Below are 14,409 nucleotides of genomic sequence, written 5' to 3'. Positions count from 1 at the left end.
TAATCCAGCGGCGGGTAGTGCTGCCAAGGGGCGCGCTTGCGGCCCTCGCCTTTAGGGGCCATGGAAACCTTGGGTTTGCCGGCCGCTGCCCCGATAATGGGCGCATGGAAATCAAGTCCGACAACCCCGAACACGGCTTCCAGTTTCCCGGTACCTTCGAGCTCAGTGCCATGGGCACGGCGGGGATCGGACTGGAAAGCGAACTGCCGCGCCTGCTGGAGCAATCCGGCGTGGAAGTGCTGAGCGAGCGCATCAGCTGGAAGCATTCCAGCAACGGCAAGTATGTTTCCGTGCGCATCGCCTTCAAAGCGGACAGCCGCGAACAGTACGACGCCGCCCACGTGGCCCTGCGTGACCATCCGGAAGTGAAGTGGACGCTGTAGACCGCGTTCCCGTCGCGTCCGCGGTGGCCAGGGCGCCGCGTCCGGCGCTGGTCCGTGATCTCGGTCGCCAGCCCTATGCGCCGGTGTGGCATGCGATGCAGCGGTTCACCGATGCCCGTAGCGAAACCACCGCCGACGAGTTGTGGGTGGTCGAGCACGAGCCGGTATTCACCCTGGGCCAGGCCGGCAAGCCGGAACACGTGCTGGCGCCGGGGGATATTCCGGTGGTGCACGTCGATCGCGGCGGTCAGGTGACCTATCACGGCCCGGGCCAGATCGTGGTCTACCCGCTGCTGGAGCTGCGCCGGCTCGGCATTGGCGTGCGCGAGTACGTCTGCCGGATCGAGCAGGCGCTGATCGATACGCTGGATGAATGGAACATCGTGGCGCAGCGACGCGACGGCGCGCCCGGGGTGTATGTCGCCGACGCCAAGATCGCCGCGCTCGGCATCCGCGTGCGCCGCGGCTGTACCTTCCATGGGCTGGCGTTCAACGTGGCGATGGACCTGGAGCCCTTCCACCGCATCAACCCCTGCGGCTACCAGGGGTTGCAGGTGACCTCGGTGCTAGACTTGGGCGGCCCTTCGGGGATCGAATCCGCCAAGCCGGTGCTGCTGCGCCATCTGGCCCGCCAGCTCGGGCTGGCGCTGCAGCCGACCCCCGATTTGCCCGACCTGACTTTCGCGGCCTGAGCCCGCCGATACCGCCATGACCGAATCCAGCACCCGCTCCATCCCCCTGCAGGTCCTGCAGAGCGACACTCCGGCCGCACCGCTGCAAGCCGGCGTGAAACAGCTCGGGGGCGACAAGATCGCGCGCTCACCGGTGCAGTTCGCCGATGCGCCGGTGCTGCGCAAGCCCTCGTGGATCCGGGTGCGTATTCCGTCCGGCAATGCGGTGGCCACCCTCAAGGCCAAATTGCGCGAGAACCGTCTGGTGACGGTGTGCGAAGAGGCCAGCTGCCCGAACATCCACGAGTGCTTCAGTCACGGCACCGCGACCTTCATGATTCTGGGCGAGGTCTGTACCCGTCGTTGCTCGTTCTGCGATGTGGCGCATGGCCGGCCCAAGGCGCCCGATGCCGGCGAGCCGGCCAGCCTGGCGCAGACCGTGGCCGACATGGGCCTGAAGTACGTGGTGGTGACCAGCGTCGACCGTGACGACCTGCGCGACGGCGGTGCCCAGCATTTTGTCGACTGCATCGGCGCGATCCGCGACAAGGCCCCCACCACCCGCATCGAGATCCTGACTCCCGATTTCCGCGGCAAGGGCCGCATGGACCGCGCGCTGGCGATCCTGGCGACGTGTCCGCCGGACGTGTTCAACCACAACATCGAGACCGTCCCGGACCTGTATCCGAACGTGCGTCCCGGCGCCGATTACCAGTGGTCGCTGACCCTGCTGCAGAAGTTCAAGGCGCAGCACCCGCACCTGACCACCAAGTCGGGGATCATGCTCGGTCTCGGCGAGACCCTGGAGCAGGTGCAGGCCACGTTGCGCGACCTGCGCGCGCATGACGTGGACATGATCACCATCGGCCAGTACCTGCAGCCCACGGCGCACCACCATCCGGTGCTGCGCTACTGGACGCCGGAGGAATACAAGGCGCTGGAAGACTACGGCAACGCGCTGGGTTTCAGCCACGTCGCCTCCGGGCCGATGGTGCGCTCGTCCTACCATGCCGACCGCCAGGCCGCCGACGCCGGCGTGGCGGGCTGATTCCGCATTTGCGTCTGCGGCGCGGGAACGGGCGTCACGATGCCGGCGCTGACAACCGCGCCGGGGCCATCGCGCACTGCATGGGCGGTTCACAAATCACTACAGGCCGCCGGCTAGTCTGCATGGGCCCGGGATGACAAGCACCGAAACTTTCGGCACTGTCAGCCTGTCTGAAACACCCGCAGTCTCCCTTTTCGGCCCGGTGCCCAGAGTACGTAGATGAATTACAGAGTCCCCGCTTTCCTGCTGGCCTTTGCGCTGACGGCGCCGATCGCATTGCTGGCCCGGGCCGACACGCCCTTGCAGCCGATGGCGGCCACGGCAGACCAGGCCACGACCTCCAAGCTGGTGTACGGCCTGCTGTCCGACAGCCGCTATGCCTACCGGCCGCGGCCACTGGATGCGGAAACCGCCAAGGACGTGTTCAAGCGTTATCTGGAGACGCTCGACAGCGGCAAGCAGTTCTTCACCCAGGCCGATATCGCGCGCTTTGCCCCGGATGAAGCGGCGGTGGCACCGGCCATCCGCAACGGTGAGCTGGCCCCGGCGTTCGACGTGTTCGCGGTCTACCAGCAGCGTGTGGCCGATCGCATCGCGTATGCGCGCAAGCTGCTCAAGCAGGACTTCGATTTCAGCACCGACGAGAAATTCGAGTACGACCGCAAGGACGTGCCGTGGGCGGCCAGTACCGCCGAGCTGGACGAGCTGTGGCGCAAGTCGGTCAAGAACGACTGGCTGCGACTGAAGCTGGCCGGCAAGCCGGCCGCCGAGATCCGCAAGACCCTGGACAAGCGTTACGCCACGTTGCTGAAGTCGGTCAACGAGCTCAAGGGCGAGGACGTGTTCTCGTTCTTCCTCAATTCCTACACCCGCGCGGTGGATCCGCATACCGACTACTTCACCCCGCGCACCGCCGAGAACTTCAACCAGGCCATGTCGCTGTCGCTGGAAGGTATCGGCGCACAGCTGCAACGGCAGGACGATATGGTGGTGATCCGCGAGATCATCGCCGGCGGGCCGGCCGCGCTGGATGGCACGCTCAAGCCGGGTGACCGCATCGTCGGCGTCGGCCAGGGCAAGTCCGGGCCGATCGAGGATGTGATCGGCTGGCGCATCGACGATGTCGTGGCCAAGATCCGCGGCAGCAAGGACACCCAGGTGCGCCTGGAATTCCTCTCCGCCGAAGAGGGGCTGGACGGCAAGCACCACCATGTCACCCTGACCCGGCAGAAGGTGCGCCTGTCCGAACAGGCGGCCAAGGCCGAGACGATGGCCATTCCGGCGACGGCCACCGAGCCGGCGCGCCGGATCGGCGTGATCAAGCTGCCGACCTTCTATCAGGATTTCGAGGGCCGCCGCCGCAACGCCAGCGATTACGCCTCGGCCACCCGCGACGTGGCCAAGCTGCTGGCCGGTTTCAAGACCGACAAGCTCGACGGTGTGGTGCTGGACCTGCGCAACAACGGCGGGGGTTCGCTGGATGAGGCGATCGAGCTGACCGGCCTGTTCATCGAACAGGGCCCGGTGGTGCAGGTGCGCGAAGCCGGCGGCCGCGTCACCGTCAATGGCGATCGCAACCAGAGCGTGGCCTGGGATGGCCCGCTGGCGGTACTGATCAACCGCGGCTCGGCCTCGGCCTCGGAGATTTTTGCCGGCGCCATCCAGGATTACGGCCGTGGCCTGGTCATCGGTGAAACCAGCTTCGGCAAGGGCACCGTGCAGAACGTGGTGCCGCTGGACCGCTGGCCGGCCAGTGAGACCGAGCGCTTCGGCCAGGTCAAACTGACCATCGCCCAGTTCTTCCGCATCAGTGGCTCTTCCACCCAGCACAAGGGCGTGGTGCCGGACCTGGCGTTCCCGGCCAGCGTCGATGCCAGCGAGTTCGGCGAGAGCACCTACGACAACGCGCTGCCGTGGACGCGCATTGCCGCGGTCCCGCACATCCAGTACGGCAATTTCAGTCCGCTGATGCCCAAGCTGGAAACGCTGCACAGCGCCCGCATTGCCACCGACCGCGAATTCCAGTGGTGGGAAGAGGATGTGCAGCAGTTCCGTGCCGAGGCGGCCAAGAAGTACATCTCGCTCAATGAAGGCGTGCGGCGGGCCGAGCGCGAGAAACAGGAGGCACAGCGCAAGCAGCGGCAGGAAATCCGCAAGGAGCTGGGGTTGGCGCTGGATCCACTGGCCGATGACACCAACGATGACGGCCTCACCGGCAACGAGCGCGACATCGTCAAGGATGCCGCGCGCGAGAAGGCGGCTGAGAAGCGTCCGGATCCGTTGCTGCGCGAGTCGGCCTCGATCCTCTCCGACGCGGTGAACCTGCTCGAGCATGATCGCCCGCTCTCGGCGCAGGTGCTGCCGCAGTCCACCGGACCGGGGCGCTGGGCCAACTGACTCCGTCCGGCCGCTGCTGCACGGCATAGAGCGCCGTCAATGCCGCTGGCATTGGCGGCGTTATGCTGTCTGCCGTCTGCAATCTGGCGGAGCACCCATGACCACAAGCCGGACCGCGAACGGAGCTGTGCGCCGGTCGGGAGGCTGCGGGCGCCATGTCCGCGGCCTGCGCCGGAAAGCCGGGCGTTATCGACGGCTTTTCCTGCGGGGTGCGGCGCACGCCGTGCCTGCGGGTGGCGGCCCCTCCCTCGTTGACGGGGCGCCGCGATGAGCGCCCGGGTGCAGCGCTGGGTCCTGCGCACGGGTATGCGGGTCTGTGCACTGGGGTTCATGCCGGGGGCCTTCGCCCAGTCGCCGGCAATGTGCGAGGCCAAGGTGCTGGAAGGCCTGGGGTGGCAGCTGTTGACAGCCGCGGTGGCGCAGCCGCGCATTGAGGCGGGGGCGCCATGTGACCGTGCGGACTTGCCCGCGGCGCAGGCGGCCGGGGACCTGCGGGTGTTGGTCCCCGCGCACTACGATCTGGCGCAGCACCCGGAACTGGTGCGCGAGCTGCTGCAGCATCCGGCCACCCGCTGCGCGTTCGGGTTCGAGTTGGGGGCGGCCACGCGCCGGGCCACGCGCCGGCTTCAGGACAACAGCCATTACCGCTTTTCGGCGCTGCAGCTGGGCTGGATCGGTTTCGGCATGGGCGGCGCGCAGGCGCAAGGTTGGCAGCGCTTTCGCAGTTTCGGCCGCGGCTATGCGCCGCTGGGCAGCAACTCGAGGGCGCTGGAGACGTTCTACAGCGGGCGGGTGCGGTCGGAATGCGGTGTGGGCCGCCAGGTCGCGCAGCTGGCGACGCTGCGCGAACTGTTCGGCGATGCCGCGTTCGACCAGGCATTTACCGCCGGCGAGCTTTCCATCGGCACTTTCCTGACCCTGCACGACACCCCCAGCGTGTTGCTCGGCGCCAGTGCCGGCGAACGCTTCGCCGACGGCAAGGCGCAAAAGACCGCACGCCTGGGCCGCCAGGCGTTCGTCGGTGCCCCGGGTTTCATCGAGCATGTATTTGATCGCAGCCATCTGGATGACATCCACAACCAGGCCGAGAACTTCGTCATCACCGATGTCAGCGCCGCGGCCGCGGCAGCGCTGGCCCGGCATGACGGTTTTGCCCACTACGACCGCCTCAACCGGCGCATCTGGGAAATCGCCACGCAGATGCCCGGAACCGGCCGGCGCCGTTTCGAGCGGTTGCTGTACGAACGTGACCGGGCCCTGCGCCAGGCGCTGCCGGCGGCGCAGCAGCCATTGCTGCGGCAGCTGGACCAGCTGCTGGCCGATCCGTTCTATGCCGGCTTTGAAATCTACGTGCATCCCAAGGGCGTGCGCCCGGTCGGGTATCACATCGTGCGTCTGCTGGACCGCAATCCGCGTACGCCGTATTCGTTGAATCTGGCGTTGCACAACCTGCCCACCACGATATGGCAGCGCTGGCTGCACGCCCGGGTGGATCACTGCGGCGCTGCCGGTAGTGCCGTGCATCCGCCACCGCCGCAGTGAAACGGGACGGCGCCATGGGCGCAATCCTGCCGCCGCGCGCCGGGCCGGCATGTGGCCAACGTCGGGCGCCGCGGCGGCGGACCTCGATCCGTCGTGCTGCCGCAGTGCCGCAACAGGGGGCATGGAACTGAACCCTTCAGGCAAGGGTGGGGAGGAACCGACATGGTGTGCACACCGCTTCACCGAGACTCGGTCCACCCCACCCCTAGGAGGATTTCAAACATGAACAATCATTCCGGTACCGGCAAGCTGCTGGCTTCCGCTGCGGTTCTGGGCCTGGCGTTGGCAGCAGGCGCCGCCTTTGCCGAAAATCCCCCGGCCGCCCATGTGAAGGGCGAATCCCACGAGCCGGTGAGTGACAGCTGGATCACCACCAAGGTCAAGGCGGATCTGCTGGCCACCAAGCATGTGTCCGGTACCGAAATAAAAGTGGATACGGTCAATGGCGTGGTGACCCTCAGTGGCAGTGTCGGCAGCGAAGCCGAACGCGAGCGTGCCATCGGCGTTGCCAAAAAGATCAAGGGTGTCAGCCGGGTGGAGGCAATGGACCTCAAGGTGGACGCGACCAAGCGCTGAAGCTTCCGTCAGTTCCCGTCCAGGGCGCGTTCCCCGCGGAACGCGCCTTTTTCGTGGCAGTTGCTCCGGCTTCACTCGCTATGCGAATCATGCAATGCTTCCATTCCGGTCGGGTGCGGGTGTTTTTCCGGAGTGGCGTGCGCTGCTGACCCCTTGCCCACAGTGGGTTTGGAGGCAAGGGAAGCTCTCGCAACGGACGGAACAGCGGAATCTATGCAGGGGTGAGGATGCACAACAGGCAGGTGGACGAAGGGTGGCATCGCTGGCGGCTGCCCGTAATGGCGCTGGTGGCGGCGTTGATCATCGTGCTGCCGTCGCTGGTTCTGCAACGGATGGCTAAAGACAGTGCCGAAGCGTCCAACTGGGTCATGCACACCCAGCAGGTGGGGGTACGCCTGTACAACCTGCAAGCGGATATACGTGAAGTCGAATCGGCGGCCTTGACCCTGTCCAAGGGCATCGACACGCCGATGTTGCGTGAGCGCTTGCGCCGGGCCGACGAGATCATCCCGACGCTGCGGGAGTTGTCGGCGCTGGTCCAGGACAGTCCCGAACAGCTGGTGCGGCTCGGGCGTATCGAATCGATGATTGAACAGCGCATCAGCCTGGCCCAGCAGATTGCCGCCATTCCGGAGTCTCCCCGGCAGCTGGCGCTGGTGGAGGAGATGGCCACCCGCTACCCGATCCGCGATCTGGTCAACCAGTTGCAGCAGTACGAAGAGCGGTTGCTGCAGCAGCGTACCGCGGCTTCCTTCAGCCAGCAGCGGCTGGCGTCACTGGTGTCGTGGATTGCGCTGGCGCTGCAGCTGCTGCTGCTGTGTGTGGTGATGCTGCTGTTGCAACGCCAGATCAGGCACCGCCTGGAAGCCGAGCGGCGCTCGCTCAAATCCAGCGCGCGGGCCTCTTCGGTGCTGCAGACGGTGCGCGAGCCGATCGTGCTGCTCGATGCCGAGCAGCGCGTCGTGCTGCACAATCCCGCGTTCTCCGAGTTGTATGGATTGGCCGAGGAGAACATCAACCAGCGCCCGCTGGACCAGTTGGGCGATGGCGCATGGAGCGATCCGCTCATCCACCAGCGCCTGGCCGACGTGTTGTTGCGCGGGCGCGAGCTGTGGGATCACGAACACGAGCAATGCGCGGGTGATGGCGTGATGCGGACCATGCTGATCAATGCCCGGCGGATGCCGTTGCCGGACAGCGACGATGAGGTGGTGCTGATGACGGTCAGCGATGTCACCTTGCAGCGCGCGGTGCAGAAACGGGTCGAAGAACTCAACCACCAGCTTGAGGGCAAGGTTGAACAGATGGCCGAGATCAACCGCGAGCTGGAGGCCTTCAGCTACTCGGTGTCCCACGATCTGCGCGCGCCGCTGCGCCATGTCGCCGGCTTTTCCGACAAGCTGACCGCTTATCTGGGTGACTCCGCCGACGAGAAATCGCGTCATTACCTGGAGGTGATCAGCAGTTCGGCGCGGCGGATGTCGACGCTCATCGATGATCTTCTGGTGTACTCGCGCCTTGGCCGTGGTGCGATGCGGATGCAGACGGTGGACATGCAGTCGCTGGTGCAAGACACCCGCTCCCTGCTCGATTCCAACCTGCAGTCCGAGGCGGGCGCGGACGCGGCGCCGCGCCACATCGAGTGGCATATCGGCGCGCTTCCCATCGTGTTGGCCGACGAGAACATGATGCGCCAGCTGTGGTTGAACCTGCTCGGCAACGCGGTGAAGTACACCACCGGCCGTGCCACCGCCGCGATCGCGGTGTCCTGCCAGCCGCTGGCCGACGGCGGCCACCAGTTCACCGTTCGCGACAACGGCGTCGGCTTCGACATGGCCTACGCCGGCAAGTTGTTCGGGGTGTTCCAGCGCCTGCACAAGGCCAGCGAGTACCCCGGCACCGGGATCGGCCTGGCCAGCGTGCGCCGGGTGCTGATGCGCCACGGTGGCCGCATCTGGGCCGAATCCGCGGTTGATCAGGGCACCACCTTCCATTTCATTCTTCCTTCCGCGCTCGACGCGAACAAAAAAGGCTCCATCGTATGAACCCATTGCGCACCATCCTGATCGCTGAAGACAGCCCGGCCGATGCCGAAATGGCGATTGACGCCCTGCGCGATGCGCGCCTGGCCAATCCCATCGTGCATGTGGAGGACGGCGTCGAGGCGCTGGATTTCCTGCTGCGCCGCGGTGCCTTTGCCGATCGCGAACCGGGCCTGCCGGCGGTGCTGTTGCTGGACATCAAGATGCCGCGGATGGACGGGCTGGAGGTGCTGCAGCGCATCCGCAACGAGGAGGAGCTCAAGCGTCTGCCGGTGGTGATCCTGTCTTCCTCGCGCGAGGAAACCGACCTGGCGCGCAGCTGGGATCTGGGCGTCAACGCCTATGTGGTCAAGCCGGTCGATGTCGACCAGTTCTTCACTGCGGTCAAGACACTGGGCACCTTCTGGGCGGTGATCAACCAGGCCCCGGAGCTGGAGTAACTGCCGATGCCGCTGAATGGCAACCCGTTGGGTACGCTGCGGATCCTGCTGGTGGAGGATTCGCCCGAGGATGCCGAACTGTTGTCCGACCAGATCCTCGAGGCCGGGCTGGCGGCGAGTTTCGAGCGGGTGGACCAGGGCGCGGCGATGCGCGCGGCGCTGGCGCGGGGCGCGCCGGATATCGTGCTGTCGGACCTGAGCATGCCGGGATTCTCCGGCTACGAGGCGTTGCGCATCCTGCGCGAGCTGCATCCCAGGGTTCCCTTCATCTTCGTCTCCGGCACGATCGGTGAGGAAAACGCGGTACAGGCGCTGCATGAAGGCGCCAACGATTACATCATCAAGCACAGCCCGGCGCGGCTGCCCTCGGCAGTGGCGCGGGCGGTGCGCGAAGCCCGCAGTGCGATCGAACGGATGCGGGTTGACGAAGAACTCATGCGCGCGCAGCGGCTGGAGAGCCTGGCGTTGCTGGCCGCTGGCCTGAGCCATGACCTGCGCAACATCCTGCAACCGCTGCTGATCGTGCCGGACCTGATGCGCGGCCGCAGCGCCGATCCGCAGCTCGGACGGCTGGCCGACGTGGTCGCCGAATGCGGCCGGCGCGGCCATGAAATGGTCGACTCGATGCTGTCGTTCGTGCGCGGTTCGCGTCAGCCCAGCGAACGGATCGTGGTGCAACGGCTGTTCCAGGGGGTCGGCATGCTGCTCAAGAGCAGCATGCCGGCACATGTGGAACTGTTTATCGACGTCACCGATGAGCGGTTGGCGGTGGAAGCCAATTACACCGAGCTGCAGCAGGTGTTGCTCAACCTGTCGTTGAACGCGCTGCAGGCGATGCCGCAGGGCGGGCGCCTGAGCCTGATTGCCGAATGCGTGCAGGGTGTCGATGGCACCGATCTGCTGCGCATCCGGGTGCAGGACCAGGGCGTGGGCATGGATGAGCAGACCCAGGCGCGGCTGTTCAGTCCGTTTTTCACCACCAAGGCTAATGGCACCGGGCTGGGGCTGGTGTCGTGCAAACGCATCATCGAAAGCAGCCACGGCAGCATCCACGTGCACAGCGAGCCCGGAGTGGGCACCTGTTTCGATCTGCTGTTGCCGCTGCAGCTGCAGACCGAGGGTCGTGAAAGTGTGGATGCGCCGCTGGTGCCGGCGGGCAGGGGGCAGCGGGTGCTGGTGGTGGACGGAGAGGCCACGCGGCTGTCGTTGCTGGGCAACGCCCTGTCCAGCCAGGGCTACCAACTGCGGCTGGCCGCCGACGGGGCGGCGGCCATGCGCCATATCCAGGACGCGGGATTGCCGGAGGTGGTGCTGGTGGACAGCGGCATCCAGTTGCTGTCGGCCGGCCAGCTGCTGCACGAGATGCGCGAGCTGGGGTACTGCGGCCCGGCGATCGTACTGGAAGAGGCGGGCGCGCCGACGTTCGCGGCGGGATATTCGCCCGCGGGCATCGACGTGCACGTGTTGCCAAAACCGCTGGAAATGCAGCGGGTATTCCATGCGGTGGCCGACGCGCTGCAGTGACCCCGGCGCTGGCGCCGGGCACGCCTCAATAGGGCGGACAGATCGCCGGTGGCGCATCTTTTTCCCACGGGAAGCGTGGCAGGGTGGTGACTGCCTGCTCCAGCTTGCGTGACCAGCTGGTATGGATCTGGGCATACAGCGGGGTGTCGGCCGTCATCCGCATCTGCTGGCTGATGCGCAGATCATTGGTGCGGACCAGCGCCAGGTCCAGTGGCAGGCCGACCGAGAGATTGGAGCGCAGGGTGGAATCCAGCGACAGCAGCGCGGTGCGTGCGGCGTCTTCCAGATGGATGCGCGGCTGCACGATGCGGTCCAGGATCGGTTTGCCGTACTTGGATTCCCCGATCTGCAGATAGGGGGTTTCCGGTGATGCGGCAATGGCGTTGCCCAGTGGATAGATCATGTACAGGCCCGGCTGTTCGCCGGCGACCTGGCCGCCGAGGATCAGCGTCGCCTGGGTGTTGATGCCGCTGTCGTGGTGGCTGTCCGTCGCCTTCACCTGGCTGTCGACCAGAATCTGGCCGACGTGCTCGGCCACCTCGAACATGTGCTGAAAACTGCGCAGGCTCGGGGTGGTACGCGCCTCGGCATCGCGCTGCAGGCGCGATATCAGCAACTGGGTCGTGGCCAGGTTGCCCGCGGTCATGATCACGAACACCGCTTCGCCCGGGTATTCGAAAACATGCAGTTTGCGGTGCACGCGGACATCGTCCAACGAGGCGTTGGTGCGGGTATCCGCGGCGAAGACCAGGCCCTCGTCGACTTCGATTCCGACGCAATAAGTCATGCCCGTGCCATATGATGTGCGCCCTGATTGCAAGTGGCCACGCGATCGTGCCGACCGGGTGCATCGTTGCCGCAGACAAGTAAAAATCCGATGACGACTGTGCTTTTGAGCCTGGGTAGCAATCTGCAACCGCAGCAGCACCTGCGTGCCGCCGTGCAGGCGCTGCGCGCGCGCTTCGGCGCGCTGCGGGTGTCGCCGACGTACCGGACCGCGGCGGTGGGTTTCGAAGGCCCGGACTTCCTCAACAATGCGGTGGCGCTGCAAACCACGCTGCCGCTGGAAGCGCTGGACACCTGGCTGCACGCCCTGGAAGACGCCCACGGCCGCGACCGCAGCGGCCCGCGTTTCAGCGACCGCACGCTGGATATCGATGTCGTCTACTACGGCGATCTGGTGCAGGCCGGGCCGGGCAATCTGCGGATTCCGCGGCCCGAGTTGAAGCATGCCTTCGTGCTCAAACCATTGGCCGATATCGCCCCGGATTTCATCGATCCGGTAAGCGGATTGCCGTTGCAGGCGATGTGGCGGGCGCACCCGCAGTTCGGCCAGCACTTCCAGACGCTGCCGCTGGCGCCCTGATCCCGGCCATGCCGGCGCTCAGGTCAGGGTGCGGCCGCCGTCCAGGCGCAAGGTGTGGCCAGTGACGAACGGGGCCTCGTCCAGCAGCCAGCGCACCGCCGTGGCGATTTCCTCGGCGGTCCCGGTGCGGGCCAGCGGCGTGCGTTCCAGCAGCGCCTGCTTGGCCTGGTCGCTCTTGCCCAGTTCCGGCCACAGGATCGCGCCGGGCGCGATGGCGTTGACGCGCACCTGCGGCGCCAGTTCCAGCGCCAGCGTGCGTGTGACCATTTCCAGCGCGGCCTTGGCGGCGCTGTAGACCGGATGGTCGCGCAGCGGCTGGGTGCCATGCAGGTCGGTCAGGTTGACGATCGCCCCGCGCTGGCGGCGCAGGTGCGGCGCGGCGGCCTGGGCCAGGAAGAACGGCGCGCGCGCGTTCACCGCGAACAGGTCGTCCCACTGCGTCACGCTGACCTGGCCGACCGGGGTGGGATAGAAATTGGAGGCGTTGTTGACCAGCGCATCGAGACGCCCGAACTGCGCCACGCATTGCTCGATCAGATCGGGAACCGCCTCGGGGTCACGCAGATCCGCTTCCAGCGCCAGCACACTGCCCGGGCGCGCGGCTTCCAGCTCGAACGCCAGCGCCTGCAGCGCGTCGCTGGAGCGGTGGGCATGCAGGGCCAGCCGGTAGCCGTGCCCGTGCAGCTGGCGGGCAATGACCGCGCCGATCCGACGTGCGCTGCCGGTGACCAGGGCCACCCGTTGGGAATCGCTCATCTGCTGTTTCCTTGCTCGGCTATCCTGTGCATTGTCCACACAATCTGCCGTCACATGCATCCCGACCTGCCCACGCCCGATCCCGAAGCGCTGGCCCACAGCGACCAGCTGGCGGCGCACCTGCGTGCCGACATCCTCGCCAACGGTGGCGCCATCCCGTTCTCGCGCTTCATGGAACTGTCGCTGTATGCCCCCGGTTGGGGGTATTACAGCGCCGGGTCCAGCAAATTCGGCGCCGCTGGCGACTTCGTCACCGCAGCGGAGATGGGACCGCTGTTTGCCGCCACCACCGCCAGTGCACTGGCGCCGGTATTGCAGCAGCTCGGGCCGCAGGCGCGGATGCTGGAGCTGGGCGGTGGCAGCGGCGCATTTGCCGAGGTGATGCTCAAGCGGTTGCTGGAACTGGATGCGTTGCCCGAGCGCTACGCGATCCTGGAGCCGAGCGCGGACCTGCGCCAGCGTCAGCGCGAACGGCTGCAGCAGACGTTGATTCCGCCGGTGTTCGCGCTGGTGGAATGGCTGGACCGGCCGTTCGAGGACGACTGGGACGGCGTGCTGTTCGCCAACGAGGTGATCGACGCCCTGCCTACGCCGCGCTTCCTGGCCCGCGACGGCAACCTCTACGAGGAGGCGGTGAAGCTGGACGGGGAAGGCCGTTTCATCCGCGGCGAGCTGCCGGCCGATGCGATGCTGACCGCTGCGGTACGGCATATCGAACAGTACTTGGAGTCGCCGTTTGCCGGCACCTACCGTTCCGAGGTGCTGGTCCAGCTGCCGTACTGGATCCAGGCGGTGGCCGGTGGCATGCAGCGCGGCGCGATGCTGTTCGTCGACTACGGCTATTCGCGCAAGGAGTACTACCAGGCCGACCGCAGTGACGGCACCTTGCGCGCGTTCTACCGTCACCGCATGCACAACGATGTGCACCGTTGGCCGGGCCTGCAGGACCTCACCGCCTCGGTGGATTTCACCGCATTGGCCGAAGCCGGCACCGGCGCCGGCTACGAACTGGCCGGCTACTGCAGCCAGGCCAGCTTCCTGCTTGGCAATGGCCTCACCGGACTGTTGGAGCAGGCCGAAGCGCGCGCCGATGAAGTGGGTCGCGTGCGCCTGCGCGAGCAGGTCAAGCGGCTGACCTTGCCCAGCGAAATGGGTGAGCGTTTCCAGGTGATGGGTTTCAGCCGCGAGGTGGATCTGTCGGCCTCGTTCCTGCTCGGCGACCTGACCTGGCGGCTGTGATCGCCGCGCTCAAACCGCTGCGCCGGCCGTGGTTGTGGCTGGGCCTGTGGTGGATCGCCGTGCTGGCGGTGGTCGTGGTGTGCCTGATGCCGCCGCCCCCGCTGCCGCCACTGCCGGACAACAGCGACAAGATCGAGCACTTGCTGGCCTATTTCCTGCTTGCCGCCGGTGCGGTGCAGCTGTGGCGCAGTGGCCGCGTGCTGCTGGGCATCGGCCTCGGGCTGGTGGCAATGGGGATCGGCATCGAATGGGCGCAAGGCGCCTGGACCGACACCCGCATGGCCGACCCGATGGATGCACTGGCCAACAGCCTGGGCGTGGTCGCGGGCATGGCCACGGCGCTGACACCGCTGCGTGACTGGCTGCTGCGGGCGCAGGCGCGCCGCTGACGCGGCACGGCCAGCAGCGTGGCTAGAAACGCTTGA

Annotated in this window: 14 protein-coding genes; 12 read left to right on the top strand and 2 right to left on the bottom strand. The window is 66.6% G+C overall.

Translation table 11 applies throughout. The features are described from left to right. Positions 1 to 104 precede the first annotated feature (104 nt). The 9 genes from QZH66_RS01870 (at position 105) to QZH66_RS01830 (ending at position 10,623) form a co-directional block, all read left to right on the top strand. The gene (locus tag QZH66_RS01870) at positions 105 to 383 is read left to right on the top strand and encodes a DUF493 family protein (protein ID WP_305804244.1); all 279 of its coding nucleotides are present in this window, start codon (positions 105 to 107) and stop codon (positions 381 to 383) included. Then, the gene (lipB, locus tag QZH66_RS01865) at positions 371 to 1,075 is read left to right on the top strand and encodes a lipoyl(octanoyl) transferase LipB (RefSeq protein ID WP_305804243.1); all 705 of its coding nucleotides are present in this window, start codon (positions 371 to 373) and stop codon (positions 1,073 to 1,075) included. The genes QZH66_RS01870 and lipB overlap by 13 nt, the downstream gene beginning before the upstream one ends. A 16-nt stretch (positions 1,076 to 1,091) precedes the next feature. Beyond that, the gene (gene lipA, locus QZH66_RS01860) at positions 1,092 to 2,102 is read left to right on the top strand and encodes a lipoyl synthase (protein ID WP_305804242.1); all 1,011 of its coding nucleotides are present in this window, start codon (positions 1,092 to 1,094) and stop codon (positions 2,100 to 2,102) included. A gap of 219 nt (positions 2,103 to 2,321) precedes the next feature. After that, the gene (locus QZH66_RS01855; RefSeq protein WP_305804241.1) at positions 2,322 to 4,499 is read left to right on the top strand and encodes a carboxy terminal-processing peptidase; all 2,178 of its coding nucleotides are present in this window, start codon (positions 2,322 to 2,324) and stop codon (positions 4,497 to 4,499) included. Between the two features lie 330 nt (positions 4,500 to 4,829). Next, positions 4,830 to 6,041, top strand: coding sequence for a hypothetical protein (locus QZH66_RS01850; protein WP_305804312.1), 1,212 nt, complete (start codon positions 4,830 to 4,832; stop codon positions 6,039 to 6,041). A gap of 222 nt (positions 6,042 to 6,263) precedes the next feature. Next, entirely contained in the window at positions 6,264 to 6,617 is a 354-nt protein-coding gene (locus tag QZH66_RS01845) for a BON domain-containing protein (RefSeq protein WP_305804240.1), read from the top strand. A 227-nt stretch (positions 6,618 to 6,844) separates the two neighbouring features. Continuing rightward, positions 6,845 to 8,662, top strand: coding sequence for an ATP-binding protein (locus QZH66_RS01840; protein ID WP_305804239.1), 1,818 nt, complete (start codon positions 6,845 to 6,847; stop codon positions 8,660 to 8,662). Next, complete coding sequence (locus tag QZH66_RS01835) at positions 8,659 to 9,099, top strand: response regulator (RefSeq protein ID WP_305804238.1); 441 nt, start codon at positions 8,659 to 8,661, stop codon at positions 9,097 to 9,099. The genes QZH66_RS01840 and QZH66_RS01835 overlap by 4 nt, the downstream gene beginning before the upstream one ends. Before the next feature lie 6 nt (positions 9,100 to 9,105). Continuing rightward, a complete protein-coding gene (locus QZH66_RS01830; RefSeq protein ID WP_305804237.1) occupies positions 9,106 to 10,623 on the top strand; it encodes a response regulator in 1,518 nt (505 codons plus the stop codon). 25 nt (positions 10,624 to 10,648) lie between these two features. Here QZH66_RS01830 and QZH66_RS01825 read toward each other — a convergent pair whose 3' ends face one another. Continuing rightward, a complete protein-coding gene (locus tag QZH66_RS01825) occupies positions 10,649 to 11,410 on the bottom strand; it encodes a 20S proteasome subunit A/B (RefSeq protein ID WP_305804236.1) in 762 nt (253 codons plus the stop codon). Between the two features lie 90 nt (positions 11,411 to 11,500). Between QZH66_RS01825 and folK the strand changes: the two genes are divergently transcribed. Further along, complete coding sequence (gene folK / locus QZH66_RS01820) at positions 11,501 to 11,989, top strand: 2-amino-4-hydroxy-6-hydroxymethyldihydropteridine diphosphokinase (RefSeq protein ID WP_305804235.1); 489 nt, start codon at positions 11,501 to 11,503, stop codon at positions 11,987 to 11,989. A gap of 18 nt (positions 11,990 to 12,007) precedes the next feature. Here folK and QZH66_RS01815 read toward each other — a convergent pair whose 3' ends face one another. Further along, a complete protein-coding gene (locus tag QZH66_RS01815) occupies positions 12,008 to 12,745 on the bottom strand; it encodes a pteridine reductase (RefSeq protein WP_305804234.1) in 738 nt (245 codons plus the stop codon). 54 nt (positions 12,746 to 12,799) lie between these two features. On the opposite strand from QZH66_RS01815, the gene QZH66_RS01810 reads away from it, so the two are divergent. Both QZH66_RS01810 and QZH66_RS01805 read left to right on the top strand, forming a co-directional pair. Beyond that, complete coding sequence (locus QZH66_RS01810; RefSeq protein ID WP_305804233.1) at positions 12,800 to 13,984, top strand: SAM-dependent methyltransferase; 1,185 nt, start codon at positions 12,800 to 12,802, stop codon at positions 13,982 to 13,984. Further along, entirely contained in the window at positions 13,972 to 14,373 is a 402-nt protein-coding gene (locus tag QZH66_RS01805) for a VanZ family protein (RefSeq protein WP_305804311.1), read from the top strand. The genes QZH66_RS01810 and QZH66_RS01805 overlap by 13 nt, the downstream gene beginning before the upstream one ends. Positions 14,374 to 14,409: the final 36 nt, after the last annotated feature.

The sequence above is a fragment of the Stenotrophomonas sp. YIM B06876 genome, from assembly GCF_030711595.1.
Taxonomy (GTDB): domain Bacteria; phylum Pseudomonadota; class Gammaproteobacteria; order Xanthomonadales; family Xanthomonadaceae; genus Stenotrophomonas.
The sequence above is the reverse complement of the archived record's forward strand: the minus strand, read 5'-3'. Positions and strand labels throughout refer to the sequence as shown.

Bases quoted from the DNA above. Each gene is read 5' to 3' on its own strand.
- QZH66_RS01870 (WP_305804244.1), top strand. From the start codon at position 105: ATGGAAATCAAGTCCGACAACCCCGAACACGGCTTCCAGTTTCCCGGT.
- lipA (WP_305804242.1), top strand. From the start codon at position 1,092: ATGACCGAATCCAGCACCCGCTCCATCCCCCTGCAGGTCCTGCAGAGC.
- QZH66_RS01855 (WP_305804241.1), top strand. From the start codon at position 2,322: ATGAATTACAGAGTCCCCGCTTTCCTGCTGGCCTTTGCGCTGACGGCG.
- QZH66_RS01850 (WP_305804312.1), top strand. From the start codon at position 4,830: ATGCCGGGGGCCTTCGCCCAGTCGCCGGCAATGTGCGAGGCCAAGGTG.
- QZH66_RS01845 (WP_305804240.1), top strand. From the start codon at position 6,264: ATGAACAATCATTCCGGTACCGGCAAGCTGCTGGCTTCCGCTGCGGTT.
- QZH66_RS01840 (WP_305804239.1), top strand. From the start codon at position 6,845: ATGCACAACAGGCAGGTGGACGAAGGGTGGCATCGCTGGCGGCTGCCC.
- QZH66_RS01835 (WP_305804238.1), top strand. From the start codon at position 8,659: ATGAACCCATTGCGCACCATCCTGATCGCTGAAGACAGCCCGGCCGAT.
- QZH66_RS01830 (WP_305804237.1), top strand. From the start codon at position 9,106: ATGCCGCTGAATGGCAACCCGTTGGGTACGCTGCGGATCCTGCTGGTG.
- QZH66_RS01825 (WP_305804236.1), bottom strand. From the start codon at position 11,410: ATGACTTATTGCGTCGGAATCGAAGTCGACGAGGGCCTGGTCTTCGCC.
- folK (WP_305804235.1), top strand. From the start codon at position 11,501: ATGACGACTGTGCTTTTGAGCCTGGGTAGCAATCTGCAACCGCAGCAG.
- QZH66_RS01815 (WP_305804234.1), bottom strand. From the start codon at position 12,745: ATGAGCGATTCCCAACGGGTGGCCCTGGTCACCGGCAGCGCACGTCGG.
- QZH66_RS01810 (WP_305804233.1), top strand. From the start codon at position 12,800: ATGCATCCCGACCTGCCCACGCCCGATCCCGAAGCGCTGGCCCACAGC.